The sequence below is a fragment of the Arthrobacter sp. B6 genome (assembly GCF_001663775.1).
In the GTDB taxonomy this organism is placed as follows: domain Bacteria; phylum Actinomycetota; class Actinomycetes; order Actinomycetales; family Micrococcaceae; genus Arthrobacter.
In genome coordinates, this window is sequence record NZ_KV467169.1 from 130,343 (window position 1) to 156,499 (window position 26,157).

At 65.6% G+C, this 26,157-nt stretch carries 22 protein-coding genes; 5 read left to right on the plus strand and 17 right to left on the minus strand.

The features are described from left to right. Positions 1 to 58: 58 nt before the first annotated feature. The 5 genes from AU175_RS15255 to AU175_RS15275 all read right to left on the minus strand — a co-directional run bounded on the left by AU175_RS15255 (position 59) and on the right by AU175_RS15275 (position 5,565). Positions 59 to 1,639 carry an LCP family protein gene (locus AU175_RS15255; protein WP_156642433.1) on the minus strand — a complete coding sequence of 527 codons (1,581 nt, stop codon included), beginning with the start codon at positions 1,637 to 1,639 and terminating at the stop codon, positions 59 to 61. 99 nt (positions 1,640 to 1,738) lie between these two features. After that, a complete protein-coding gene (gene era / locus AU175_RS15260; protein ID WP_066291490.1) occupies positions 1,739 to 2,698 on the minus strand; it encodes a GTPase Era in 960 nt (319 codons plus the stop codon). Further along, positions 2,682 to 4,013, minus strand: a complete 1,332-nt coding sequence (locus AU175_RS15265; RefSeq protein ID WP_066291491.1) for a hemolysin family protein — start codon at positions 4,011 to 4,013, stop codon at positions 2,682 to 2,684. Before AU175_RS15265 ends, era begins: the two co-directional genes overlap by 17 nt. Then, positions 4,010 to 4,483, minus strand: coding sequence for an rRNA maturation RNase YbeY (gene ybeY, locus AU175_RS15270; protein WP_066291496.1), 474 nt, complete (start codon positions 4,481 to 4,483; stop codon positions 4,010 to 4,012). The genes AU175_RS15265 and ybeY overlap by 4 nt, the downstream gene beginning before the upstream one ends. Beyond that, entirely contained in the window at positions 4,480 to 5,565 is a 1,086-nt protein-coding gene (locus AU175_RS15275; RefSeq protein ID WP_066291497.1) for a PhoH family protein, read from the minus strand. Before AU175_RS15275 ends, ybeY begins: the two co-directional genes overlap by 4 nt. Positions 5,566 to 5,978: 413 nt before the next feature. On the opposite strand from AU175_RS15275, the gene AU175_RS15280 reads away from it, so the two are divergent. Next, positions 5,979 to 6,899, plus strand: coding sequence for a GerMN domain-containing protein (locus AU175_RS15280; protein ID WP_066294211.1), 921 nt, complete (start codon positions 5,979 to 5,981; stop codon positions 6,897 to 6,899). An 8-nt stretch (positions 6,900 to 6,907) separates the two neighbouring features. On the opposite strand, the gene AU175_RS15285 is transcribed toward AU175_RS15280, so the two are convergent. From AU175_RS15285 to hrcA, 3 genes are all read right to left on the minus strand, one after another. Further along, positions 6,908 to 7,690, minus strand: coding sequence for a 16S rRNA (uracil(1498)-N(3))-methyltransferase (locus tag AU175_RS15285; protein ID WP_066291500.1), 783 nt, complete (start codon positions 7,688 to 7,690; stop codon positions 6,908 to 6,910). A gap of 2 nt (positions 7,691 to 7,692) precedes the next feature. Continuing rightward, positions 7,693 to 8,820 (minus strand): molecular chaperone DnaJ, encoded by a 1,128-nt coding sequence (gene dnaJ, locus AU175_RS15290; protein WP_066291518.1) that lies wholly within the window; start codon positions 8,818 to 8,820, stop codon positions 7,693 to 7,695. An 81-nt stretch (positions 8,821 to 8,901) separates the two neighbouring features. Continuing rightward, positions 8,902 to 9,915 (minus strand): heat-inducible transcriptional repressor HrcA, encoded by a 1,014-nt coding sequence (gene hrcA, locus AU175_RS15295; RefSeq protein WP_066291520.1) that lies wholly within the window; start codon positions 9,913 to 9,915, stop codon positions 8,902 to 8,904. A 187-nt stretch (positions 9,916 to 10,102) separates the two neighbouring features. On the opposite strand from hrcA, the gene AU175_RS15300 reads away from it, so the two are divergent. After that, positions 10,103 to 10,948, plus strand: coding sequence for a DUF3097 domain-containing protein (locus tag AU175_RS15300; RefSeq protein ID WP_066291530.1), 846 nt, complete (start codon positions 10,103 to 10,105; stop codon positions 10,946 to 10,948). A 102-nt stretch (positions 10,949 to 11,050) separates the two neighbouring features. Then, positions 11,051 to 11,470, plus strand: a complete 420-nt coding sequence (locus AU175_RS15305) for a DUF4870 domain-containing protein (protein WP_066291532.1) — start codon at positions 11,051 to 11,053, stop codon at positions 11,468 to 11,470. Between the two features lie 210 nt (positions 11,471 to 11,680). On the opposite strand, the gene AU175_RS15310 is transcribed toward AU175_RS15305, so the two are convergent. From AU175_RS15310 to lepA, 3 genes are all read right to left on the minus strand, one after another. After that, on the minus strand, positions 11,681 to 13,240 hold the full coding sequence (locus AU175_RS15310) for an IS1182 family transposase (RefSeq protein WP_066285291.1): 1,560 nt from the start codon (positions 13,238 to 13,240) through the stop codon (positions 11,681 to 11,683). 133 nt (positions 13,241 to 13,373) lie between these two features. Beyond that, a complete protein-coding gene (hemW, locus tag AU175_RS15315; protein WP_066291546.1) occupies positions 13,374 to 14,603 on the minus strand; it encodes a radical SAM family heme chaperone HemW in 1,230 nt (409 codons plus the stop codon). 36 nt (positions 14,604 to 14,639) lie between these two features. Beyond that, on the minus strand, positions 14,640 to 16,493 hold the full coding sequence (gene lepA / locus AU175_RS15320; protein WP_197497154.1) for a translation elongation factor 4: 1,854 nt from the start codon (positions 16,491 to 16,493) through the stop codon (positions 14,640 to 14,642). 185 nt (positions 16,494 to 16,678) lie between these two features. Here lepA and AU175_RS15325 point away from each other — a divergent pair, with 185 nt between their 5' ends. Beyond that, on the plus strand, positions 16,679 to 17,269 hold the full coding sequence (locus tag AU175_RS15325; protein ID WP_066291554.1) for a type II toxin-antitoxin system PemK/MazF family toxin: 591 nt from the start codon (positions 16,679 to 16,681) through the stop codon (positions 17,267 to 17,269). A 161-nt stretch (positions 17,270 to 17,430) separates the two neighbouring features. Next, positions 17,431 to 17,691: a 30S ribosomal protein S20 gene (gene rpsT / locus AU175_RS15330; protein ID WP_066291556.1), complete on the plus strand. Its 261-nt coding sequence runs from the start codon at positions 17,431 to 17,433 to the stop codon at positions 17,689 to 17,691. A 119-nt stretch (positions 17,692 to 17,810) separates the two neighbouring features. On the opposite strand, the gene holA is transcribed toward rpsT, so the two are convergent. From holA to leuS, 6 genes are all read right to left on the minus strand, one after another. Continuing rightward, positions 17,811 to 18,827: a DNA polymerase III subunit delta gene (gene holA, locus AU175_RS15335; protein ID WP_066291561.1), complete on the minus strand. Its 1,017-nt coding sequence runs from the start codon at positions 18,825 to 18,827 to the stop codon at positions 17,811 to 17,813. Further along, entirely contained in the window at positions 18,761 to 20,665 is a 1,905-nt protein-coding gene (locus AU175_RS15340) for a ComEC/Rec2 family competence protein (protein WP_231938628.1), read from the minus strand. Before AU175_RS15340 ends, holA begins: the two co-directional genes overlap by 67 nt. A gap of 54 nt (positions 20,666 to 20,719) precedes the next feature. Next, a complete protein-coding gene (locus tag AU175_RS15345; protein ID WP_066291569.1) occupies positions 20,720 to 21,655 on the minus strand; it encodes a helix-hairpin-helix domain-containing protein in 936 nt (311 codons plus the stop codon). Positions 21,656 to 21,943: 288 nt separating this feature from the next. Continuing rightward, a complete protein-coding gene (locus tag AU175_RS22825) occupies positions 21,944 to 22,051 on the minus strand; it encodes a hypothetical protein (protein ID WP_082979244.1) in 108 nt (35 codons plus the stop codon). 318 nt (positions 22,052 to 22,369) lie between these two features. Continuing rightward, on the minus strand, positions 22,370 to 23,377 hold the full coding sequence (locus tag AU175_RS15350; RefSeq protein WP_066291571.1) for a DegV family protein: 1,008 nt from the start codon (positions 23,375 to 23,377) through the stop codon (positions 22,370 to 22,372). Between the two features lie 56 nt (positions 23,378 to 23,433). Further along, on the minus strand, positions 23,434 to 25,959 hold the full coding sequence (leuS, locus tag AU175_RS15355; protein WP_066291573.1) for a leucine--tRNA ligase: 2,526 nt from the start codon (positions 25,957 to 25,959) through the stop codon (positions 23,434 to 23,436). Between the last annotated feature and the right edge of the window lie 198 nt (positions 25,960 to 26,157).

Consider the following 26,157-nt stretch of genomic DNA (forward strand, 5'->3'; position numbering starts at 1 on the left):
GGGGGGCGGGGCGCGGGCACGTGTGTGCCGGCCCGCCTTTTTGCTTAAGCGTTGCCGGTCAGCCAGCGACGACGAGTTCCGGATTCGCCTGCTGGCAGAGGGAGTCGCCGGCCGTCTGGTTCACGATGTCCTCGGGCAGTGCCACGGCGCCGTAGGTGGCGCCGCTGGTGAAGTCGGTTCCGAGGTAAACCTGCACTCCTGCCAGGGCAGGGGCTGGCAGTACCTGTTCGGCGGGAATCCCGAGCACCGCAGCCACATCGGCAGCCACATCCGCGAAGTCCGGTCCGTAGTACACCACTGACTGGGCCACTGCCTGGGCTTCCAGCTGTCCGGTCTGGGTGAAGCCACCCGACACCAGCGCCTGGACGATCTCCTGCGCCCTTCCAGGAACGCCGGTTCCGTTTGCCACCGTCACCGGCTGGAGCGCCTTATCGTAGGGCGGCACAGGCGGGGCAGTTTCCGTCGGTGCGGCGGTGGGCGGAGCGGCCGTCTCAGTCGGTGATGGCGACGGCGTGGTGGGTGCGTTGGGGTCGGTAAGATCAACGTCCTTGCGGAGGGCTGAGAATAACTGCGCACCCGCAGGTTCGGCGATCTGCAGCCGGTTCGGATCCAGCAATGCGGGGGTGGTGGGAACGGCGACGAAAGCGACCTTGCTGATGTCGATGTCCTTCAGCCGGTTCCCAATGGTGAGCAGGGACGGCACTGAGGCCAGCCCCTCATCGACGGTGAGGTTCTGCGTGACAACATCAGCAATCCGCAACATCTTGCCGGGATCGGACAGGGTGCCTTCGTCCTTGATCTTGCGGGTCAGGGAGGAGAGGAAACCCTGTTGGGCCTTGATCCGGCCCAGGTCGCCGCCGTCAGCGAAGGCATGCCGGGTCCGCAGGAAGGCAAGTGCCATTTCACCCTCCACGGAGGACGTCCCCTGTGGGAGGCGGAGCCGTGAATCAGGATCATAAACGGCGTCGCTGATGCACACTTCGACCCCGCCCACAGTGTTCGAAAGTTCCTTGACGGCGTTGAAGTCGGCCATCATGAAGTGGTCCACTTCGAGCCCTGTGAGTTTGTTGACTGTGTCAACCGCACACCCGATGCCGGCCTCCGCCATCGCCTCGTTGATCATGACTCCGCTACGTGCGGGATAGACCTGGTTGGTCTTCTGATCCTTGCACTGGGGAATGTCCACGAGCAGGTCACGGGGAAAGCTGATGACATTGACGCGCCGGTTGTCAGCGGAAATGTCCATCAGCATCATCACGTCCGACTGCCCGTAGCCGCTGGAGTCCTCGGCGGTGCCGTATTCGGAGTTCTTGCCGTCCCTCGTGTCCGAGCCGAGGATCAGGATCTGCATACGGTCGTTGGAGTCACTGACCTGATTAGCGGCACCATCCCCTGCGGTGAGTGGTGCTTTGGAGATGTTCGACTGAAGGCGGAAGTACCAGTAGCCGGCGAAGGCAAGGCCTGCCACCACCACTACGGTGACGAGAGCTGTGGCCACCTTCAGCCACACCGGCATCCGGCGCTGTGGTCCAAGGTGGCGGGCGGCGACTACGGCGGCATCTTCCGCGTGACGGGAAACAGGTCCTGCTCCGGCTGACAGTTCAGCCCCATACTCGCGCTCATCGCGGCCTCGCACCACAGGGTGTACCTTCCTCTAAAATCTGAATCCGGCCCATTTTAGTAGTCCAGGCTGGGAATAGGCCGGGTGCCCCGGGCCGGGGCGCCCGCCGGGACGTTCTCAGAAACCCAGCTTGACCAGTTGCTTGGGATCCCGCTGCCAGTCCTTGGCGACCTTCACATGGAGGTCAAGGTAGATACGGGTGCCGAGCAGGGCCTCGATTCCCTTGCGGGCATTTGTCCCCACTTCCCGCAGCCTGCTGCCGCCCTTGCCGATGATGATGGCCTTCTGTGACGGGCGCTCCACGTAGAGGTTCACGCGCACGTCGAGGAGCTGGTTGTCCTCTGCCCTGCCTTCACGGGGCACGATTTCGTCAACGACCACTGCCAGGGAGTGGGGCAGCTCATCGCGGACGCCCTCCAGGGCGGCCTCCCGGATGAGCTCGGCCACCATCACGGCCTCAGGCTCATCGGTGAGTTCGCCTCCCGGGTACAGCGGGGGCGACGGCGGCATGTGGCTGATGAGCACATCCGCTACGGTGCTTACCTGGAAACCGTCAGCTGCTGAGACCGGAACGATGTCCTTCCAGCCTTCCTCCCCGAGTACTTCGCGGCCGAGGGCGGCGACTGCCAGAAGCTGTTCCGTCAGCGCCTGGCGGTCCACAAGGTCCGCCTTGGTAACGATGGCGATGACCGGTTTGTTGCCCACCGCCGCCAGCTGGGCGGCAATGTATTTGTCGCCGGGGCCGATCTTTTCGTTTGCCGGCAGGCAGAACCCGATGGCATCCACTTCCGCCAGTGTGTCCGCCACCAGGTCGTTGAGCCGTTTGCCCAGCAGCGTGCGCGGCCGGTGCAGGCCGGGCGTATCCACCAGGATGAGTTGGGCATCGTCGCGGTGGACAATCCCGCGGATGGTGTGCCGGGTGGTCTGGGGCTTGGCCGACGTGATGGCCACCTTCTTGCCCACCAGCGCGTTGGTCAGGGTTGACTTGCCGGCATTCGGCCGCCCCACCAGGACGGAAAAGCCGGCACGGAAGCCGCCAAAATCTTCGATGGAAGGGGCTTTACTTTTCTTGCTCACGTGGAACTCCCTGCTGGGTTGTTTCCGCCTCGTCGAGGAGGTCTTCAAGGTCAGTGTCTACTCTTGGTGCTGCGGCCGCAACGATGTGGCTGACGCGGTTGCGGCGGCCTTCGAGCCGTTCAGCGCGCAGCGAGATGCCGCCCACCTCCACGCTGCTTCCCACGATCGGCACCCGGCCAAGGGCTTTCGCCAGCAGCCCGCCCACGGTGTCCACTTCGTCGTCGTCGAGTTCAATGTCAAAAAGTTCGCCAAGGTCATCTATGCTCATGCGGGAACTGACCCGGTAGGAGCCATCATCCAGCATCACGGCTTCGGCGCTTTCGGTATCGTATTCGTCCACGATCTCCCCGACGATCTCCTCGATAAGATCCTCCAGCGTCACCAGGCCTGCCGTGCCGCCGTATTCGTCGATCACGATGGCTACGTGCGTTGATTCCTTCTGAAGTTCGCGCAACAGGTCGCTGACCGGCTTGGACTCCGGAACATAGCGCACCTCACGGGCCAGGGATTCGACGGGCGGCGGCTCTTCGCCCGGGGCCAGTTCGTGCAGCGTCGCCGCAACGTCCTTGAGGTACACGATCCCCAGGATCTGGTCCGTGTTGTCCTGGATGACCGGAATGCGTGAGTAACCGGAGCGCAGGAAGAGGGACATGGCCCGCCTGAGGCTGGATCCGGCATCAATGCTGAGAATGTCGGTCCTGGGCACCATCACGGCTCGCACCAGGGTATCGCCGAAGTCGAAGACGGACTGGATCATCTCGGCTTCGGTGTCTTCGATCATGTCCGATTCACTGGCCCGGTCCACAAGTTCGCGGAATTCCTGTTCGCTGAAGAACGCCTCGTCCCCGCCGGGCGCACCGGGAGCCGCGGCACTGCCCAGGGCCACCAGCCACGCCGGAATGGGTCCGAGGACCCAGGTGAGGAACCTGATGAAAGGCGCAGTGAAGCTCACCACGGCTGCGGAATGGAGCCGGCCGATTTGCCGCGGCGAGACCCCGACAATGACGAATCCGAGAAGGGCCATGATCCCGGTGGCTGCCAGGCCGGCGAGCCAGATGTTGTCCAGCAGGCTGTGCAAGAGGACGGCGACGGCCACCGCCGAGGCCATTTCGAACCAGATGCGCCAGAACCTCAATGCCCGGATGTGGGCCACCGGATGGGCCATGATGCGCTTCATGGCGTTCCCGCGGCTCCTCAGCAGAGCCTCTTCAGCGTCATGACGGGGAAGGAAATTGAATGCGGCCTCGGCCGCGGTCAGGACGGCCGCAATGCTGAGGAATGCCAAGGCCATGCCGACAAGGAGCAGGGGGGTCACTGGGTTGTCTCGGCGGGAGCTTCTTTGCCGGTGAAGCCGGAGAGGAGTTCGCGCTGCAGCCCGAACATTTCAGCCTTTTCTTCTGGTTCCGCGTGGTCATAGCCCAGGAGGTGAAGGATCCCGTGGGTGGTGAGGAGGAGCATCTCGTCCTGGAGGGAGTGCCCTGCGTTTTTGGCCTGGACCTTGGCCACCTGCGGGCAGACAGCGATGTCACCCAGCATGCCCTGCGGAGTGGGCCGGTCGGGGGTGCCGGGGGTCAGCTCATCCATGGGAACAGAAAGCACATCTGTGGAACCGGGCTCGTCCATCAGTTCAATGTGCAGCTTCTCCATGGCGGGTTCATCCACAAGGAGAATCGACAGTTCTGCCTGCGGGTGAATGAAAAGCTGTCCAAAAATGTACCGGGACAGAGCAACCAGTTCAGCCTCGTCCACCTGGATACCGGACTCGTTGTTAACCTCGATGCTCATGCGCGCTCCCCCTGCTTTTCACGGCCTACCGAATGCTTGACCCGGTTCCGCTGGACGTCGTCCCAGACACTGTAGGCCTGCACGATGTCACCAACGAGGCGGTGGCGCACGACGTCGGTGGCATCCAGGACGGAGAAGTTGATGTCCTCGATGCCGCGCAGGATTTCCTCCACGATCCGCAGTCCCGAACGGGTACCGAACGGAAGGTCCACCTGGGTTACGTCTCCGGTGACCACCATTTTGGAGCCAAAGCCCAGCCTGGTGAGGAACATCTTCATCTGTTCGGGCGTCGTGTTCTGGGCTTCGTCGAGGATGATGAAGGCGTCGTTGAGGGTCCGGCCGCGCATGTAGGCAAGGGGTGCCACTTCAATGGTGCCGGCGGCCATGAGCCGGGGAATGGATTCGGGGTCCATCATGTCGTGGAGGGCGTCGTAGAGCGGACGGAGGTAGGGGTCGATCTTGTCGCTGAGCGTACCGGGCAGGAAGCCAAGCCGTTCGCCCGCCTCAACAGCCGGCCGGGTCAGGATGATGCGGCTGACTTCCTTCTGCTGAAGCGCCTGCACGGCTTTGGCCATGGCCAGGTACGTCTTGCCCGTGCCTGCGGGACCGATGCCGAAAATCACCGTATTTTCGTCGATGGCGTCCACGTAGTTCTTCTGGTTCAGCGTTTTGGGCCGGATGGTCCTGCCGCGGCTCGAAAGGATGTCATGGGTCAGGACATCAACCGGGTTCTGCAGGGACTGGCTCCGCAACAGCGCAACGAGCTGTTGCAGTACTGCCGGGCTGATCACCGTGCCGCGCGCTACCAGGCCCCGGATTTCCTGCAGCAGCCGCATAATCCTGGGAACGTCGGCCGCCGGTCCGCTGATGGACAGTTCGTTGCCGCGCACATGGAAATTCACGGCAGGGAATTGTTCTTCGATGAAGCGAAGCGCCTCATCGTGGCTGCCGAGCGACTGGACCATCTGGTCGGAGTTATCAAAAACAACCACCTCCGTCCGGATGCCGGGAAGGGTGTGTGGAAATTCTCCTGCGGTGCGCTCAGTATTCAACCGGCGCTTTCCGTTCGCTGATTCAGTCATGGTGCTGGCCCGCAGGCCTATGGTCCCCTCCAGTTCAAGTACGGCTTATCGTAGACCGCCGGGGCGTATTGTCACGCCCGCCGGAGGTCTCCGGATTCATACCATCTTACGCCAGCGCGGGGCCAGACGCGGCTGGCGGCCGGGCGCACAACGGCTGCGGGCAGCCACCTGCCGGTGCCGCAACCGCCCGTTGGGGCGCCCAATGTTGCCGTCATAAGGTATCAACTTCATATCGGCCTCATATCGTTCGCGTTGCAGTTCCTCGCGGCAACGGGATTGGGCGGTCGGCGTGAGTTTCCTTATGTAATGCTGGAAATCAAGGCCGTCCGGGGACCGGCGACGCAGACACAACAAGGAAGGACAGTGCCATCAGAGTGCCGGGACCAGTAACACCCCCTGCCTTGGGGCCTGCCCTGGGGCGTTTCCGCTCCGCCGTTGTGCTCGGTGTCCTCCCTGCCGTCATGGTCCTCACGGGCTGCATTGCGGATACAGGACCGGAGCCCACCCTTGCGGAGAGTTCAACCCGGTCCCCGGCAAGCACAATGCCGGGGGTACCCTCCACCAGCGCCCCGCTGGAAACCACACAGTCAACCAACAAGGCTCCCGTTTATTGGATCGGCCGCAGTAACAGCAACGTTTTCCTGTACCGGGAGTTCAGGGATGTGCCTGAACAGGAGAACCCGGTAACCCGGGCACTGCGGGCCATGATGTCGGACAAGCCGCTTGACCCGGACTTCTTTACTCCGTGGCAAAACCCCAAGAAACTGGCTACGTCCATTTCGGGTAAGAACGTCATCACGGTTGATGTATCGGAGGACGCCTTCAACAGCAACCTCGACGCCGACATGGCCGGCCGTGCCATCCAGCAGCTCGTCTACACGGCCACGGCGGCCGGCGCGAGCTCCGGCCTCATCGATGCCGGCCAGCAGATTCAGGTGATGATTCTCGTGGACGGGCACACTGATTACCTGGCGTTCAACCATGTACGCCTGGGCACGCTGATGTCCCGCAGCCCCGGCATGGTGGCACCGGTTTGGATCATCGATCCGCAGGAAGACGTGGAAGTGGCTGATGGCAGTGTGAAGATCACCGGCCGCAACACACTCGCCGGCGGCAAGCTCCGTTGGCGGATCCTGCGCGAGGAAGAGAACGGCGACAAAACGCCCTACCTCACCGGCGAAACCACGGCCGCGGCGGAGGCCGCCCAATCCGGAGTGTTCACCCTGGCCCTCACCCTGGGTCCGGGCGACTACGAGCTTCGCGTGTCCCAGGCGGACACGTCAGGGAACGACCAGGAGCTGAACGTTGATACGCGCAGCTTCAGCGTGCGCTAGCTTTACTGTCAGCCCGCAGGAGCGGACCAGCGGCCCAATACATCGCTGGCAAGGACCACCGCGGCGGGGCCGGCGGTGGACGATCTGAGCACGTGGTGCCCCAGCAGCGCCGTCACTGCACCGGCACTGCACAGACGGGTGACTTCGCGAGGGCTGATCCCGCCCTCGGGTCCCACAATGAGCAGGATTTCCCGGGGCCCGCTGCCGTTCGCCGTAGCCTGCCAGGACTCCAAAACGGACCGCAGCGGCCGGACAGCGTCTTCATGCAGGACGATGGCGAGGTCGGCCGCCCCGACCGCGGCGGCCAGTCCGGGGGTTTCGACGGCGGCACGCACCTCGGGGATCCAGGCACGCCTTGCCTGCTTGGCAGCCGCCGTGGCCACCGACTGCCACTTGGCATGTGACTTCGCTGCCCGTTCGCCCTTCCACCTCACGATGGACCGTTCGGACTGCCAGGGGATGACGGCGTCGATTCCCAGCTCGGTGGCGGTTTCCACCGCGAGTTCATCGCGGTCGCCCTTGGCCAGTGCCTGGACCAGGACCAGCCTGATGTCTGGTTTTTCCTCGACCGTCAGCGCGGAGCACTCCACTGTGAGTTCGGAGGGCGATGCCGCCACTACCGTTCCGGTCAGGCGCTTGCCGGCGCCGTCCGAGATGTCCACTGATTCGCCGGGCGCCAGCCGCCTGACCGTCACCGCATGCCGCGCCTCGGGCCCCTGCAGGCCAAAGTGGCCGCCCGGGACCAAGTGGTCCAGCGTCCCGGCAGCGCTGAAGAAGACCGGATTGCTCACCCCTACAGGTTACCGAGCCGGTCCCGCAGCTTGGCGAAAACGCCGCCGCTCGCCGCGAGTTTGCCCTCGGTGAACTGCTCGCCGCGCAGCTTCGCCAGCTGTCGCAGCAGGTCTTCCTGCGCCGGATCCAGCTTGGCAGGGGTCTCCACCTGGAGGTGGACCTTAAGGTCGCCGCGGCCATATCCGCGGAGGTGGGTCACGCCCAGGCCCCGCAAGGTGATGATCTCGCCTGACTGGGTTCCCGATTTGACGTCGATTTCCTGCAGCCCGTCGAAGGTGTCCAGGGACAGTTCGGTTCCCAGCGCGGCAGCGGTCATCGGGATATTGAGGGTGGCATGGAGGTCGTCGCCGTCACGCACGTACGTGGCGTCGTTGTTCACGCGGATCTCAACGTACAGGTCTCCGGCGGGGCCGCCCGCCGGACCTGCTTCGCCCTGGCCTGAAAGCTGGATGCGGGTTCCGGTGGCCACACCGGCAGGCACCTTGATGGTCATTGAGCGCCTGCTGCGGATCCGTCCCTGGCCGCTGCACTCGTTGCACGGGTCCTTGATCACGGTGCCGAACCCTTCGCAGCTTCCGCAGGGTGCGGCCGTCATGACCTGGCCCAGGATGGAGCGTACCGCCCGCTGGACCTGTCCGCTGCCGCCGCAGATGTCGCACCGTTCCGGGTGGCTTCCTTCCCGGCAGCAGGAGCCGTTGCACGTGGGGCAGACGACGGCGGTGTCCACTTCGAGCTTCTTGTTGACCCCGAACACGGCGTCCCGGAGTTCGATGCGGACACTAATGAGGGCATCCTGTCCGCGCCGGACGCGTGACGCCGGCCCGGACGAGCCTCCGGCGCCGAAGAACGTGTCAAAGATGTCCTGGAAGGCAAAGCCCTGCCCGGCGTAACCGCCGCCGCCGAAGCCGTTGTCGGTGCCGTTTTCGTTACCGGTGGTGTCATAGACCCTGCGCTTCTGCGGGTCGGAGAGCACCTCATAGGCGTGGGTAACGGCCTTGAAGCGGTCCGAAGCATCCTCACCGGGGTTGACGTCCGGGTGAAGCGTGCGGGCCAGCTTGCGGTAGGCCTTCTTGATCTCTTCCCCGGTGGCTTCCGGTGAGACTCCAAGGACGTCGTAGTGGCTGCTCAAAGTTCGTATCTCTTCCTGTTTGTACTGCTGCAGTCGGACTGCTTGCACTGCTCTTCTTGCCTGGGCCCCGGCCAGATGCTGTCAGGGGCCCAGAATCCTCGACAGGTAGCGGGCCACTGCCCTGACTGCCGCCATGGTGGTGGGGTAATCCATCCGTGTGGGGCCGAGCACCCCGATCTTGGCCGTGCTGTCCGGGCCGTACGCCGTGGCGACCACCGACGCCTCGGCGAGCCCGTCATACGGATTTTCGCGGCCAATGCTGACTGTCACGCCGCGCGGATCCTGCGCCATCTCGCTCAACAGGCGCAACATGACCACCTGTTCCTCAAGCGCTTCCAGCACCGGGCCGATGCTGAGGGGGAAATCGACGTTGGACCTGGCGAGGTTGGCGGTACCGGCCATGACCATGCGGTCTTCGCGGCTGCTGTGGGCGAGAATCTCCAGGCCGTGGGCAAGGGCCTGCGCCGCCTGCCGCTGTGCCGGCCCGATCCCCGAGACCACGGCCGGAAGCGACTGGGTCAGCTGGCTCAGCGACGTGCCGGCGAGCGAGCCGAGGAACCTGGCCCGGATGCCGGCGAGGGCGTCGTCCGCAAGCTCCTGGCCGACGTCGACCACTTTCTGCTCCACCTTGCCAGTGTTGGCGATCAGGACAACAAGGACTTGGCGGGGCGCCAGCAGCACGAATTCGATGTGCCGGATCGTGGCGCGGCTTAAGTGAGGGTACTGGACCACTGCCACCTGGTTGGTCAGCTGTGACAGCAGCCGTACCGTACGTTCCAGGACGTCGTCGAGATCGTCCGATCCCTCCAAAAGCGTCTGGATGGCCCGGCGCTCCGCCTGTGACAGGGGTTTCACGGCCGAGATCTGGTCCACAAACAGCCGGTAGCCCTTGTCCGTGGGGATGCGTCCGGCACTGGTGTGCGGCGCCGTGATCAGGCCGTCATCCTCCAGGGCCGCCATGTCGTTGCGGATGGTGGCGCTGGAGACGCCCAGATGGTGGCGCTCAACCAGGGCCTTGGAGCCCACGGGCTCGCGGGAGTGCACGTAGTCCTCCACGATGGCACGCAGTACTTCAAGTTTGCGCGGCTCGCTCACACTCCACCTCCATCCATGGTCACAGGCCGCCGGGTTTCCCCGCGGTGTGCACCGGCCGCGGTCTTGGCGCGGCTTAGCACTCGACATGCCTAAGTGCTAACAGTCTAATATGACTCACCCCGTTGTTAGCATTGGTACCGCTCCGGGCGAAATTCCCGGCCAGGACCTAGGCAAGGGGAACATATCCATGCAGTACCAGAACTGGGGCCCCCAGCAGATCGCCGCCCCCGTCAGGAATCAGCTCCCCGAAGTCCCGGTGGAGCGCGGCATGGTCCTGGAAGAGGTCCAGTCAGGCTGGGTGGGCGCCGTGACGCGGGTCGAGAAATCCGGCGGCATGCATGTGGTGGCCCTCGAGGACCGGCGCGGCAAATCGCGGTCCTTTCGGCTTGGTTTTGGTTTCCTGCTCGAGGGGCAGCCCATCCGCCTGATGCCACCGGCGCCCCGGCAGCCCACCGTTCCGGCCGGACGGACGGCTTCGGGTTCCGTCCGCGTGGCCGGCCAGCGCGCCCAGGTGGCAAAGGCAAGCAGGATCTGGGTCGAAGGAAAGCACGACGCCGAACTGGTGGAGAAGGTCTGGGGAGACGACCTCCGGGTGGAGGGCATCGTCGTCGAGCCCTTGCACGGAATTGATGACCTTGCCGGAGCCGTGGCCGGCTTCGCCCCGGGGCCGGGCCGCCGGCTCGGGGTGCTCGTTGACCACCTCGTGCCGGATTCCAAGGAGTCCCGGATAGCGGACGCCGTGATGGCGTCCCCGGGCGCTGCCGGCAATGTGCTGATTGTTGGCCATCCGTACGTTGACGTGTGGCAGGCCATCCGCCCGGCCGTGCTGGGGATTGAACGTTGGCCCGTGGTCCCCCGTGGGCAGGACTGGAAAACCGGCATCCTGGCCGCGTTCGGCTGGCCGCATTCCACCAAGGAAGACATCGGGCTGGGTTGGCAGAAACTGTTGGGGGCGGTCCGCAGCTATTCTGACCTTGAAGCTTCACTGCTGGGCAGGGTGGAAGAGGTTATCGACTTCCTGACCGTCCCCTAGCAGTATTCTTGGTACTGCAGGCGCCGGTGCGATCAAAACCGGCACCCTGTAACTTTGAATGTTCCACACCACCGCACGATTGCATTTTCGAAGGAAGACACCGTGGCAGAAAACGCACGCGAACACAGGGACAACCAGGGCGGTCAGAGCCGCTCCGAGTACCATGGCGTTCCGGCAAATGCGCTGCCGCTTACGGCCAGCGAAGACCGGCAGTGGGCAACCCTGGCGCATTTTGGCGGCATCCTCGGGTGCGTCCCGTCATTGCTGATCTACCTTATCTTCCGTGACCGCGGGCCGTTCACCGCCCAGGAATCAAAGGAAGCGCTGAACTTCAGCCTGCCACCCACCATCGCGGCCGTTGTGGCCAACCTTCTGGTGTTCGTTCCTGTCGTTGGCAATATCTTTGCCGTCATTGCCACGCTTATCTGGATAGCTCTGACGTGCTTCTCCGTTGCTGCCGGCATCCACGTGAACCGTGGCCAGCCGCACCGCTACCAGTACAACCTGCGCTGGATTAAATAGCGGACAACTTGCCCTGGATCCGCTAGGAGACTGCTGAATTAGCGGGATGTTGGGGCGGGCGGAACGCCGCCAATGGCCGTCTAGCGGCGTGTTCTGGTCAGCACCCTTGGGTGCGACAACGGGGTCGTTCCGCCCGCTTGCGTACATTCTGCCGCAGATCTGGGGTGTCATCCAGCGATTTTTACCGATGGATCCGGTCCGGCGGGCGGTTCATCCCAGCGCCCATGATCCCTTGTTCGTGGTGAGTCCGAGGGCCAGCAGGCGTCGCAGGTTTAGTCCCGCGATTCGTAGGTGCAGCCAGGCGTTGTTCCGTTTGATGCCGCGGTGGGGAACGCGTCGGTTGCCGCGGGTGAGCCAGGCGATGGACCGCTCGACCATCGGGCGGTGCCTGCGGTAAGCGTCCCGGAAGGCCGGGTCCGCGGCGCGTTGACGGTGCTCGCGCTGCAGCGCGTCGTGTTCGTGGAGATCGAGCTTGCGTCCCCGCGGTGAGGCGGTACACCGGTGCCGGAGGGGGCAGCCGGTGCAGGCGGCGCCGAACGTGACCCGCCGTTTGGCGGTGATGTTCCTGGTGATACCGTTCGGGCAGGTTGCGGTGCCGGCTGCTTCATCGACGGTGAAGTCATCGAGGGTGAACCCGCCCTCGACGGCAGGGCGAAGCGGCCACGGTTTGATCACCGGGGTATGGCCGGTGCGGGCGAGAGCGGCGAGCATTTCCCCGGAACCGTAGGCCGAGTCGGCCAGGACGTCCACGCTGGTGCCGGCGATCGTGGGATCCATGGAGATCAGCCGGGCACCAACGGTCCCGTCACTGTTCTCCGGCCCGGAGGCCTTGGTCAGCTCCACGGCGGTGATCAGTCCGGTATCGGGCTCGATGACAAGATGGGCCTTGAATCCATCCTGCTGCCGGGACTGGGTTTTATGCGCGTGCCGGGTCTCCGGATCCACGGTGGAGATCATCCGGTCCGGGGCGACCTTGCGGGCGATACGCCACCGCCCGTCGGTCCCGTCCGAATCCTCGGCCGGTTCCACGTCCTGCCCGGCGACCAGTGCGAGCAGCGCGTACGCATCGGCCGCCCTGCCGTCCAAGGTCTCGGGATCGACCGCGGCCAGCAGCGCCAGCGCGTCGGTGACCAGCGCCGAAACCAGCCCTTCCTTGGCATCCTGGTCATCCCAGGCGATGTCCGGTTTGCCGGTGCGCGTGTAGTCATAGCCTGTGGCCTGGCTGGCCAGCAGTTCCCGGCCGCCGGGGAGGTCACGGCCGAAGCGGCGGATCCCCGCGATCAGCTGCGTGATGGTGTCCTGCCTCGCGACCGCGTCATCCAACACTGTTGAATCCACAGCCCGCCGGCGTTTGCCCTTCAGGACCCCGGTCTCCGCGACGACCTCGGCGATAGCTTCCATGATCCGGTGCGGGTTCCCGGAACCGGCCAGACGCCTGCGCCAGTACGTCAGGGTGCTCGGGTGGAACGCGGTATCGGTCAGCCCGTACCCGCACGCGGCTTTCCAACGCAGATCAAAGGTTAAAGCCTCGGCTGTTTCCCGGTCAGAGAGGCCCTGCAACGACTGCAACACCAGCACCGAGCCGATCACCGGAGCCGGAACCGAAGGCCGGCCCCGCCGCGACGGAAACAGGTCCTCCATCATCGAATCCGGAAACAACCGCCCCCGATGCTTGGCCAGAAAAGCGAAGACACTGCCCGGAGCCAACAACTCTCCGGCCAGCGCCTCCACATCCAAATACCCGCGTTGCGCGTCCTCGCGTCCCTGCATAAGACCAGTCTTAACCACCAGACACGTGAGTCCAGCCGACGCGCCCCAACCTTGACTAATTCAGCAGTCTCCTAGGCGGCGTCCCGAGGGCGCCGACGCGGGCCTGCCTGCGGGTGTTGGATGGTACCCCGCGTCAGTCAGGCAGGATCCTGCGGACCACCGCGTCTGCCAGCAAGCGGCCCTTCAGCGTCAGGACAAGGCGTCCCCGGAACGCGGACGCGGGGTCCACCAGGCCGTCGGCGATGAGTCCGGCCACCGCTTTCCGTCCCGACTCCCCCAGCGAACTGACGCCTACTCCTGACGCGAGGCGCGCCTCGAGCATGATCCGTTCCATGTCCCGGGTGCCGTCGTCGAGCGTTTCCCGACCGGCCGCCGGTGACAGTCCCTGGGCCAGCCGCCCGGCATAAGCCGTGGGGTGTTTAACGTTCCACCAGCGCACGCCGCCTACGTGCGAGTGGGCTCCGGGACCGATGCCCCACCAGTCGTCGCCGCGCCAATACGCCAGGTTATGGCGGCACGCCTGCTCCGGCGTCCGTGACCAGTTGCTGACTTCATACCAGCTCAGCCCTGCTTCACCGATCAGCTGGTCGGCGAGTTCGTACTTGTCGGCGTGGTCGTCGTCGTCGATTCCCGGGACTTCACCGCGGCGGATCTGGGCGGCGAGTTTGGTTCCGTCCTCCACGATCAGGGCGTAGGCGCTGATGTGGTCGGGCTGGTAGGACAGCGCCGTTTCAAGGGAGTACCGCCAGTCCTCCAGCGACTCTCCCGGGGTCCCGTAGATCAGGTCCAGGCTCACAGCCAGTCCGGCTTCCCGCGCCCATTGCACCACCTGCGGTACGCGGCTGGGAGTGTGCGTCCGGTCCAGGACCTTCAGCACATGGGGCACTGCGGACTGCATGCCAAAGGAGACCCTCGTAAAACCGGCGTCCTTGAGGACGGCAAGGGACTCCGGCGTGACGGAATCAGGGTTGGCCTCCGTGGTGACCTCGGCGCCCGCCTCAATACCCCATTTATTGATGGCAGCCTTGAGGATCCGGCCCAGATCCTCGGCCGGAAGCAGTGTGGGTGTGCCGCCGCCGAAGAACACAGTGCCCAGCGGCCGGTCCGGAATCCCCGAGTCCCGCAGGACTGTTGCCGCGAAGTCCACCTCGGAGATGGCAGTGGTGGCGTACGCGTCCTGTGACGCTCCGCCGCCCAGCTCTGTGGCTGTGTACGTGTTGAAGTCGCAGTATCCGCACCGGACGGCGCAGAACGGAATGTGCACGTACAGCCCGAAGGCGCGGTCCGCCGAACCATCCGCTGCCTGCTGGGGCAGCAGACCGTCCGACGGCGCGGGATCGCCGAGGGGAAGGACGCTAGGCACGGGTGCGGCCTCCGGTGGTTCCGGCCACGGTGATCACTACTTCCTGGCCTTGTCCTTGGACTCGTCGGTGGTCAGCGCAGCGATGAATGCTTCCTGTGGTACCTCCACGCGGCCCACCATCTTCATGCGCTTCTTGCCTTCCTTCTGCTTCTCCAGCAGTTTCCGCTTCCGGGAGATGTCACCGCCGTAGCATTTGGCGAGAACGTCTTTGCGGATGGCCCGGATGCTTTCCCGGGCGATGATCCTGGATCCGATGGCAGCCTGGATGGGCACTTCGAACTGCTGGCGGGGAATAAGCTCCCGCAGCTTGGTGGTCATCATCACGCCGTAGGCGTACGCCTTGTCGCGGTGGGTGATGGCCGAGAACGCGTCCACCTGCTCACCTTGGAGCATGATGTCCACCTTGACGAGGTCGGCCACCTGCTCGCCGTCTGCCTTCCAGTCCAGCGAGCCGTAGCCGCGGGTCTTGGACTTGAGGATGTCGAAGAAGTCGAAGACGATCTCGGCCAGCGGCAGGCGGTAGCGGATTTCGACCCTGTCCTCGGAGAGGTAGTCCATGCCGCCCATCACACCGCGGCGGCTTTGGCACAGCTCCATGATGGCGCCCACAAATTCGTTCGGCGCCAGGATAGTGGCGGAAACCATGGGCTCACGGACCTCGGCGATCTTCCCGGAGGGGTATTCGCTGGGGTTGGTCACATGGACTACCTTCTTGTCCTCCAGCGTCACCTCGTACTCCACGTTGGGGGCAGTGGAGATCAGGTCAAGGTTGTATTCGCGTTCGAGCCGCTCACGGGTAATCTCCAGGTGGAGCAGCCCCAGGAACCCCACGCGGAAGCCGAATCCCAGTGCGGCAGACGTTTCTGGCTCGTATACCAGCGCGGCATCGTTGAGCATCAGCTTCTCCAGCGCATCGCGGAGCACGGGATAGTCGGTGCCATCCAGCGGGTACAGGCCGGAAAAGACCATGGGTTTGGCGTCGGCGTAGCCGGGGAGGGAGTCGGCGGCGGGCTTGGCAAGGTTGGTGACTGTGTCGCCAACCTTGGATAGCCGGACGTCCTTCACACCGGTGATGAGGTAGCCCACTTCGCCAACGCCCAGGCCCTTGGAGGGAGTGGGCTCCGGGGAACTCACTCCGATCTCCAGGAGTTCGTGGGTGGCCCGGGTGGACATCATCTGGATGCGTTCGCGGGGGTGCAGCATGCCGTCAACCACGCGGACGTAGGTGACCACGCCACGGTAGGTGTCATAGACGGAGTCGAAGATCATCGCGCGGGCCGGGGCGTTCGCGTCGCCTTCCGGGGCCGGAAGGTCCCGGACGATTTTGTCCAGCAGCGCCTCGACCCCCATGCCCGTCTTGCCGGAGACGCGGAGTACGTCGTCGGGGTCTCCGCCGATCAGGCTGGCCAGTTCAGCGGCGTACTTCTCCGGCTGGGCAGCCGGAAGGTCGATCTTGTTCAGGACCGGGATGATGGTGAGGTTGTTTTCCATTGCCAGGTAAAGGTTGGCGAGGGTCTGCGCCTCAATGCCCTGGGCCGCGTCAACAAGCAGTACTGCACCTTCGCAGGCGGCGAGCGAGCGGGAGACTTCGTAGGTGAAGTCCACGTGGCCGGGGGTGTCGATCATGTTCAGCGCGTAGCTGGTGCCGTCAAGTTCCCATGGCATCCGGACCGCCTGGGACTTGATGGTGATGCCGCGCTCGCGCTCGATGTCCATCCGGTCCAGGTACTGGGCCTTCATGTCGCGGGACTGGACCACTCCGGTGTACTGCAGCATCCGGTCGGCCAGGGTGGACTTACCGTGGTCAATGTGCGCGATGATACAGAAATTCCGAATGATGGCCGGATCTGTCGCGGCGGGCACCGGGGCGGTGCGGGCCATGGGAGACACGCAGGGGTCCTTACTGTTGGCATTCACACGGCCATCGCCAGTGCGCACCGTGGGCGGCGCGCGGACAGGCCGCACATTTTCAACCTCCAGTGTCCCACGTCAGCGCCTGCCACACCGCATCCGGCGGACAACTCTCCGGCGTTATTGCCGGGCCCGCGTTTCACATGCAGCGATAGGGTTGCCCCATGGCACTGAACTTCCCCTCGCTGGTCCACGCGTTCCTGAAGTCCGTCCGGCTGCTGGACAGGATAGGGCGCGACCCAAGCGCCGCTTCCGGCACCAAGGTAAGGAATCCGGTCAAAACCCCGGGAAGGGCAGCAAAGCCATCGGCGCCACGATCACCTTCCGCCGGGACGGGGACCGCAGCCGCGTATCCAGGCGACTTCCACGGCACCGTTACCGTCCGGTACGCCCCGCATCCTGACGGCGCCCCGGACCCGGGCGAAGTCGTATGGGCCTGGGTGCCCTATGAAGAGGATCACGGCAGGGGCAAGGACCGTCCCGTGCTGCTGATCGGCCACCATGGCAGCCACCTCCTGGGGCTGATGCTCACCAGCCGGGACCACGACCAGGACGCCCACGGAAGCGAGGACTACGTGGACATCGGCACCGGCGCCTGGGACCGGCAGTCACGGCCCAGCGAAGCGAAGCTGGACCGGGTCCTGCAGATTAACCCGGACCGGATACGCCGCGAAGGTGCTGTACTTGACCGTCGTCGCTTCGAATTGGTGGCCGCGGCACTTCGCCGGCGACACGGCTGGGTCCAGGCCCCCTGAATGGCCAGCCTTCGGGCCCATCTGCTATTCTTTGTAGCTGTGTGTCCGTGCAGGTCGACGGCCACTGATGGTTGGCCGCCATAGGTATCCCCACGCCGCTCAGTCAATGGCCAATCTGAAAGCCCTCTAGACCATTTCCGCATTAAAAAGAGAGTTCACACGTGGCTAATATCAAGTCCCAGAAGAAGCGCATCCTCACCAACGAGAAGGCACGCCTGCGCAACAACGCAGTCAAGTCTGAGCTGAAGACGGCCATCCGCGCCGTCAACACCGCTGTTGAGTCCACCGACAAGGATGCAGCTGCTGTTGCCCTGGTTGCCGCCAGCCGCAAGCTGGACAAGGCTGTCAGCAAGGGTGTTCTGCACAAGAACAACGCAGCGAACCGCAAGTCGGCGATCTCCAAGAAGGTCAACGCACTGTAAGGCTTCCAGTTCCCTGAACTGATGGTTGTGGCCGGCACCCTTGGGTGCCGGCCACACCGCTTTAAAGCGTGACCGCTTTTGCCGCCTGCGGCTTATGCAGCCTTTTGGGCCGAGAACCCTCAGCGCCCGCGCGCGGACATGGCGATGACCGTGACAGCGTGCTCCACCGCGTAGACAGGATCCCGCGAGAGTCCTTTGACCTGCGCATCCGCTTCGGCTGTGACCTGGATGGAGCGCACCAGGCCCTCGGGCGTCCAGCGCCGGACGTCGCGTTGGGCCTGTTCCACGAGCCACGGCTGCATCCCGAGGTCCCGGGCTATCTGGGCCGAAGACCCCTGGGCGCCCGCCACCTTGGCGACAGTCCTCAGCTTGGCGGCCAGCGCAGCCACGAGCGGAACAGGATCAGCTCCGGTGGCCAGGGCGTGGCGCAGTGCGGATAGCGCCGCCGGGCCGTTGCCCGCCATGGCGGCGTCTGCAACCTTGAACGCCGTGGCCTCGATCCGGCCGCCGTAATAGCGGTCCACCAGCTCAGGGGTCACGGCCCCGCTCGCGTCCGCGATCAGCTGGCTGCAGGCCGCCGCGAGTTCGGCGAGATTGGCGCCCACGGCGTTGACCAGGGACTGTACGGCATCGCCGCTGATCTTCCGGCCGGCCGCCCTGAACTCCGCGGCGACGAAGGCGCTCTTGTCAGCATCCTTTTTCAGCGGCTGGCAGTCCACCACGGGCCAGCCGCCGGCCTTGACGGCGTCAAGGAGCTTCTTGCCCCGGACTCCCCCGCCATGGCGCAGGACCAGAACCGCATCAGGCTCCGGGCGGGCGACGTAGGCGAGGGCGTCAGCCAGGAAAGCGTCGTTCATGCCTTCAACGCCTTCGACCTCGATCAGCTTGTTCTCCCCGAACAGGGAAGGGCTGACGTGCAAGGTGAGCGAGCCTGCCTCGTAGCTTCCGGCGTTCAGGCGGGTGACTTCGACGTCCGGCGATGTTGCCCGAACCTGTGCCCTGACGCGGTCCATCGCCCGGATCCCCAGATACTCCTCCGGACCGCCAATCAGCACTATTCCAGCCGGTTCTACGTCCTGCCAGGTGGCCGTGCCGGACGCCGTCGTCCTGTTTCGTGCATTCGGCGCAGCGGCCATTCTGGGTTCCTTCCGGAAGTGTTAGTGCAGTGTCTAAGCCTGCCACGGCGGGACGGTGGCTCCAAGCCGTGCCACGGAACGGTGTGCCTGCGGCGCCGCCATGGTGGCCACGGGAGGGACTCCACGTGTTCAAGTAGCCGTTCGATGCGGCGGTGCAGCCCCAGGAGCAGGTCCGCTGCGGCCCGTGGACGAAGTGCCAGGAGCACTATTGCAAGCGTGAGCACCGACAAAGCCAGCATTGTCACCAGCCCGAAGGCTCCTTCCGGCCACGGAAGTGATGCGCCGGGCAGGCCAGCCATAAACCTCGCCGTCCCGGCCACACCGCCGCAGAAAGTGCCCGCCACCGCGATCAGGACCGTTGCTGCCCACGGCGCCAGGACCGTGAGGGGAACTGCGGCCGTGCCGAGAAGGGTCACCGGGGCAACAAGCGGGGCGGCCACCACGTTCGCCATCAGCGAGTAGGTTGAGAATTGTGGTTGCAGGAGCACAATCACCGGACCACACAGCAGCTGTGCTGACAACGGCACGGCGAATGCCGCCGCGACCCAGCGCGGCACCACCGCAGGAGTAAGGTCCACCATCCGCTGGCCGAGCACGATGATGCCCAGGGTTGCCAGGACGGACAGCAGGAAGCCGAAACTGGTGCCCAGGCCCGGCTCGAACAGCAAAAGCCCGATGACTGCAAGGCATAGGAAGCTCAGTCCCCGGCCCGTCCGCCCGCCGGCCAGTGATGCGAGGGCGATTGAGCCCATCAGGGCCGCCCGCAGGACACTGGCGTCCGGGCCCACCAGCAGGACAAAGAGCGCCAGACCGGCCAATGCCAAAGCAGCCGCTGGCACTCGCGGCAGGCGCAGGCTGCGGGCCAGCAACAGCAGGGCGCCCAGCACCAGGCTGCAGTTGGCTCCGCTGACAGCCGTCAGGTGTGTCATGCCAACGGCCCGCATGGCTGCATTCAGCCCTTCGTCCAGGGCACTGGTGTCTCCGGTGACCATGCCGGGCAGGAGTCCTGCGGAATCGTGCGCCAGGAACGCTGCGGCGGAGACATAGCGCCCCCGCAACTGCCCTGCAGCCTCCTGCAGGCCGGGAGAACCTGCGGACTGCAGTACCGGCGCCGATGAAGCGGCCAGGATCCCTGCCTCGGTCTGCCCCGGATCCGCGGGCTTCAGCTTCCCCGTGCTGCGGATACGCTGACCGGACGCCAGGGCGCCCCAGTCGCCCCCGCCCATGACCACGATGTCGGCACGGCTCCGAAGCACCTCGCCCCCGGCGGTGATTTCAAGGGCCGTGGCGGGTACGGCCCACCGTCCGGTCCCGGCCTGCCCCGCCGGCGCTACCGCACGGGGCGCCCCGGTGATCTCCATGATGGCCACCACCGATCTGCCGTCCCGCACCGCATCGGCGAGGGGACCATCGTTCCGCTGCGAAGATGACACCGCCGAATGCGCGGCTGTGGAAACGGCCAGCAGCACGGCAACGGCGGCGGTAGTGAGGACACTGCGGGGAACTGCGCTTCGCACGGCCATGCCGAGTAGTGCCGTGGCAAGAATGAGCAGGCCGCAACAGACGCCCAGGAGGGCTGCAGGTGTCAGCCAGACCCCGGCGATGGCGGCGCACCAGACCAGGAGTGCGGCAGGAGCCAGCCGCACGTCCATGCGCCGCCGCGGCCTGTCTCCGGAGCCGGATGCCTTGGGCCGCCCACGTACCTTCTCCGTGACCACGTGGCGGACGGTTTCCCGCAGGCCGGGCACCTCTGCGCCGGCCCGGGCAGATGCCTCCCGCGTCTGAACGGGGTCCCCAGGGGACTCGACAGCATCCGGCCCCTGCACTGCCGATTCCACAAACCGGCTCCACCGGCTGGGGCTACGCACGTGTGCCTGCTCCGGCCAGGCACATCAATCCACGCTCACCAAGGGGAGCAGGGTTTCAAGCATTTTCGGTCCCACGCCGTCCACCGCGTCCAACTCCTCGACCGATGTGAACGGCCCGTGTTCCTTCCGCCAGTCCACGATCCGTTGGGCCAGCACGGGCCCAACCCGGGGCAAAGTCCCAAGCTCCTCTAGCCCCGCGGAGTTGAGGTTGGTCTTGCCCGCCGGGGAGGCCGACGCGGCCCCGGCCTCGGGGGAGCCGGCGGTCCCGCCCGGGGAGGCCCCGACCGAATCAGCCGGCAGGGGCTCACCTTGCCGGGGCACGTAGATCTTCTGCCCGTCCACGACGACGGCTGCCAGGTTGAGGCTGTCAAGGTCCGCCACGGGGGTGCTGCCGCCGGCAGCGGCGATGGCATCGTGAACGCGGCTTCCTGGCGCCAGCTCCACGATGCCTGGCCGGGCGACAGCGCCGGCCATATGCAGCACGGTGGGTCCTGCTCGCCCAGGCTCCGTTTGCTCAGCACCAGCGGCCGCAGTTTCTGCACTCTCCGTGGCCGGGCCGGACGGTGCGGTGCTTCCCGATGGCGTGGCGTCGCTGAGTGGCAGCACCTCGGGCCGGCCGGTGGAAACCTGCCACCAGAACCACGCACCGCACAGGACTGCAGCGATGCCCACGAGCAGTGCAACCTTGAGCCCCAGCCGCCACCTCAGGACCGGCCCCGTCCGCCCCGAGATGGACGGAGCGCGAGCCGCATTTCGGGAAAGGCTTTCGGAAGAGGCTCCCCCTCCGGCGCCTCGTGCGGGATCAGGCTCCTTACCGTGGCCGGGACCGCCCCCGTAGACAAACGTCTCCTCACCGCCAGGCAGCAGCCCGCCGGAGGCGGATCCGAGGGTGGCCTGCAAACGGCTGCCGGCATGGCGCGCCCCAGTGCTGGCTGCGGTTCCAGCATCACGGCGTGACATACCCCCACGCTAGGGACCGCGGCCTGCCCGGAACAGTACCCGGTGCGGCTATGTGGAAAGGCCCGGACGGTCGGCAGCCGGGCCTGGGGCGCACTGTCCCCCACTATCACCACCAGGAAGCCCAGTCCGGCATGGGCGGCACAGACGAGCTACGCCCCGGGCAATCCCACCCCCCGGCTCACGCAGCGGCGGCGGCGATCAGGGAATTCACCGCTTGAGGTTGCAAATGCGTACTTTTCTTAACATGATGCCAGCGAGGTCACCGGTAGCACCTGTGTCGGAGCTGGGTCAGGAGGGGTCGTGATCGCGCTGGGCGGCGGACACGAGGGCCAGAGATCCACGACGCCCAATGAGGAACCAAATCACCGAGCCAAGAACGGGCACCGCGAGAACAATGAGAGCCCAAACTACAGCGCGGCCAGCGGTGTGGTCCTGTTCCGGGCAATGCTGACCAGCGCGGCAATGAACAGGAGAGCGTTCAGAATAAGAAGAAACCCCAAGATGCCCATTCTTCCCCCGGGTTAGCGCGGCTGCTGATGCCCAACCCCAGCGTCAACGTCCCCGCGTAGGTACCTGTCCGGGGAATGATGCCCACGTGTGCACGGCGCTCGCGCCGGCTCATAAGCTGCCGGACGGAGCGGAGCGCCGGCTCATAGCCCTGGTTTGGGCATCCCGTGATGGCACGCCCGAGTGTGGCGGCAGTACCGGGTGCGGCTATGTGGAAAGGCCCGGAAGGTCGGCGGCCGGTCCTGGGGCGCCCCCGTCCCCCACGATCACCGCCAGGACGCCCAGTCCCGCATGGGCGGCGAGGACCGCGGGCAGTGAACTGATCTGGGCGCGGGGGCAGTCCGGCAGCGCGGCGGCCAGGCGGTCGGCAAGCGCCTCGGCTTCTGCGGGGTTTCCGAAGTGGTGGACTGCGAGGCTGACGTTCCCGGAGGGGCGGGAAGCTGCGTCTTCGGCAGCAATCTCCTCCAGCCGCGCCACCGCCTTGGCGGCCGACCGGACCTTTTCCAGCGGAACGATCTTGCCGCCGTCAACAGCGAGAATAGGCTTGATGGCCAGCATGGTTCCCACCAGGGAAGCGGCCGTCCCGATTCTTCCGCCGCGGCGGAGCTGCTCCAGGCTGGGGACGTAAAAGTACACTTTGGTCTGGCCGAGCTGTTCCCGGGCGGCAACCGCCACGACGGCGGCATCCCCGCCCGCCGCTGCTGCGACCACGGCGGCCTGCACTCCCATGCCCAGCGCCATTCCGACAGTGCCGGAATCGACGATTTCGACGGGGATGTCCACCCGGCCGGCGGCCAGCCGGGCCGCATCAGCGGTTCCGGACAATCCGCCGGAAATGTGGATGGAGACAACGGCCTCGTAACCCCGGCTTTCGGCGGCCCGGAAGGCCTGTTCGAACTGCCCCGGTGACGGACGGGAGGTCTTGACCGATTTTCCACTGGCCAGTGCCAGCGCAATGGTTTCGGTGATGTCGTCTTCGCCTTCACCGTAGATTTCCTCACCCACCATCACGGGCATGGGAATCACGGTCAGGCGCCCGTCGCCGGCGAAGGCTGCCACCCACTCGGCCGGCAGCGCGGCTGCGGAATCCGTTACAACGGCGGTACGGACGACGTCGGGCTGGCCAGCGCCGGTGACACCCGGCCGCGGCGCGGGACGGAAGGCCGCCAGGCGGTCCCGGAGCCACAGCCAGGCAGCGGCATCACGGTCGGGCAAGAGCGCCTCCTGGAGATATGCCGGCCGCCGGAGGGATCCGGCGGCCGGTGCACCGGCTACGCCGGGACGATGTTCACCAGTTTAGGGGCACGCACGATGACTGTGCGGATATCCCGCCCGTCCAGGGCGCGCTGGACGTTCTCCGACGCCAGGGCCAGTTCACGGAGCCCGTCCTCACCGATCTCCGGAGACACCTCGAGGCGGTCACGGACCTTGCCCTGGACCTGGACGACGGCGGTCACGGTTTCCTGCACCAGAAGCGCTTCGTCGTGGGCCGGCCAGCCGGCGTTCGCCACGGAGGCAGGGTGGCCCAGGACGTTCCACATGTCCTCTGCTGTGTACGGGGCGAAAAGGCTGAGGATGACGGCAACGGCTTCGGCAGCTTCGCGCACCGCCGGGTCCGAGCCGCCCGCCCCTGTATCTATGGTCTTGCGGGTCGCGTTGACCAGCTCCATCAGCTTGGCCACCACCACGTTGAACTTGTTCGCGTCCAGCAGGGCTGCGGAGTCGGCAATGGTGCGGTGGGTGACGGACCGGAGCGCGCGGTCCCCGGACACCGGGTCGACGCCGGGACTGCTGGTGACGTCCTGTGCCAGCCGCCAGGCACGGGCCAGGAACTTTGCGGAACCTGACGGAGAAACGTCGGCCCAGTCAACGTCGTCCTCCGGCGGGGAGGCGAAGATCATCGTCAGGCGGACAGCGTCCACGCCGTACTTGTCCAGCTGCTCACCGAGGTCAACGCCGTTGCCCAGGGACTTGCTCATGGCTTTGCCGCCGTTGAGGACCTGCCCCTGGTTCAGCAGGGCGCTGAATGGTTCGTCGGCCTCGATCATGCCGAGATCGTGGATGACCTTGGTGAAGAAGCGGGCGTACAGCAGGTGCAGGATGGCGTGCTCCACCCCGCCGACGTACTGGCCCACGGGCATCCAGTCGTTGATCTTCGCCGGATCGAAGGGACCGTCGGTGTACTGGGGAGAGACAAACCGCAGGAAGTACCAGGACGAATCCACGAACGTGTCCATGGTGTCGGTGTCGCGCTTGGCCGGTCCGTGGCAGTTGGGGCACTCCACATTGACCCAGGCCTCCGCGGCAGCCAGCGGCGAGGTACCCTTCGGCGACAGGTCTTCGCCGCGGAGGTCTGCCGGGAGGGTGACGGGCAGCTGCTCGTCCGGAACGGCAACCTCGCCGCAGACGGGGCAGTGGATGATCGGGATGGGTGTCCCCCAGAAGCGCTGGCGGCTCAGCAGCCAGTCACGCAGGCGGAAGTTGACGAACTTCTCGCCCGTGCCCTGCTTTTCCAAAATGCCTATGGCGGCCGGGATGGCTTCAGCCTTGGGCATGCCGTCAAGGACGCCCGAGTTGATCAAGGTGCCCTCCCCCGCCGTTGCCTTGCCGGAAACCGCAGGGTCCTCCTCGCCGGTGTCCAGCACGGCGCGGACTGGCAGGTCGAACGTCCTGGCGAAGTCGAGGTCCCGCTGGTCGTGCGCCGGGACGGCCATGATGGCGCCGGTGCCGTAGTCGGCCAGTACGTAGTCTGCGGCCCAGACCGGCAGCTTCTCGCCGTTCAGGGGGTTGATGGCGTACCGGCCGGTGAAGACCCCTGTCTTTTCACGCTCGGTGGACTGGCGTTCAATTTCCGTGAGGGCCTTGACCTGCTCGCGGTAGGCGCCCAGGGCCTCGGCGTGCTCGTCGGTGGCCAGTTCGACGGCGAGCGGAGCGTCAGCGGCCACGACGAAGAACGTGGCGCCGTAGAGGGTGTCGGGACGGGTGGTGAAGACCGTGACGTCCTTGGCGGGTTTGCCGCCGTCGGCCTCGATCACAAAGTTGACGTGGGCACCTTCGGAACGGCCGATCCAGTTCTTCTGCATGGCCAGGACGCGCTCGGGCCAGTGCCCCCGCAGTTCATCCATGTCATCGAGCAGCCGGTCCGCGTATTCGGTGATCTTGAAGTACCACTGGTTCAGCGACTTCTTGGTGACGGCGGTGCCGCAGCGTTCGCACGCACCGTTGACCACCTGCTCGTTGGCGAGCACCGTCTGGTCCTTGGGGCACCAGTTAACCGGGGAGTCCTTGCGGTAGGCCAGGCCACGCTCGTAGAAGCGCTTGAACAGCCACTGGGTCCAGCGGTAGTACTCCGGGTCCGAGGTGTGCAGCCGCCGCGACCAGTCGGCTGAGATCGCGTACCGTTTGAAGGACGCGGCCTGCGTGTCGATGTTGGCGTAGGTCCACTCGCTGGGGTGGGCGTTGCGCTTGATGGCGGCGTTCTCCGCCGGCAGGCCGAAGGAGTCCCAACCGATCGGGTGCAGGACATCGAAGCCCTGCTGGCGCAGGTACCGCGCCACGACGTCACCCATGGCAAACGCTTCAGCGTGGCCCATGTGGAGATCGCCCGACGGGTACGGGAACATGTCAAGGACGTAGCGGCGCTCGCGGGAGCCGTCATCGACGGGGGTGAAGACCTTGAGGTCTTCCCATACCTGCGGCCACCTGGCCTCCATTGCCGCGAAGCTGTAGGTGCCCTCCTCGGGCCCTTCCGCTGCCACTGCTGCTGTTCCGGTGTCTGTCTCCGGCTGAACGCTCACTGCTGCCCTCTTCTGTTCTGTTACGGCATCTGTGCGGCCATAACTTCTCTGATCCCTTCTGCTGCCGGCCCGGAAAACCTGCCCGGACACACAAAAGCCCCTCTCCATGGAGGGGCAGCCGCGCGGCAAACCGGTTGAATCCGGATACCGGGCGGCTAGCTAAGCAGAAGGATCGCACGCATAGAACTACTTTAGCGC

Coding starts and splice junctions, on each gene's coding strand:
- AU175_RS15325 (WP_066291554.1), top strand. CDS start 16,679: ATGGCACTGAACTTCCCCTCGCTGGTCCACGCGTTCCTGAAGTCCGTC.
- ybeY (WP_066291496.1), bottom strand. CDS start 4,483: ATGAGCATCGAGGTTAACAACGAGTCCGGTATCCAGGTGGACGAGGCT.
- holA (WP_066291561.1), bottom strand. CDS start 18,827: ATGGCCGCTGCGCCGAATGCACGAAACAGGACGACGGCGTCCGGCACG.
- AU175_RS15300 (WP_066291530.1), top strand. CDS start 10,103: ATGCAGTACCAGAACTGGGGCCCCCAGCAGATCGCCGCCCCCGTCAGG.
- AU175_RS15345 (WP_066291569.1), bottom strand. CDS start 21,655: ATGTCACGCCGTGATGCTGGAACCGCAGCCAGCACTGGGGCGCGCCAT.
- AU175_RS15275 (WP_066291497.1), bottom strand. CDS start 5,565: ATGACTGAATCAGCGAACGGAAAGCGCCGGTTGAATACTGAGCGCACC.
- AU175_RS15310 (WP_066285291.1), bottom strand. CDS start 13,240: ATGCAGGGACGCGAGGACGCGCAACGCGGGTATTTGGATGTGGAGGCG.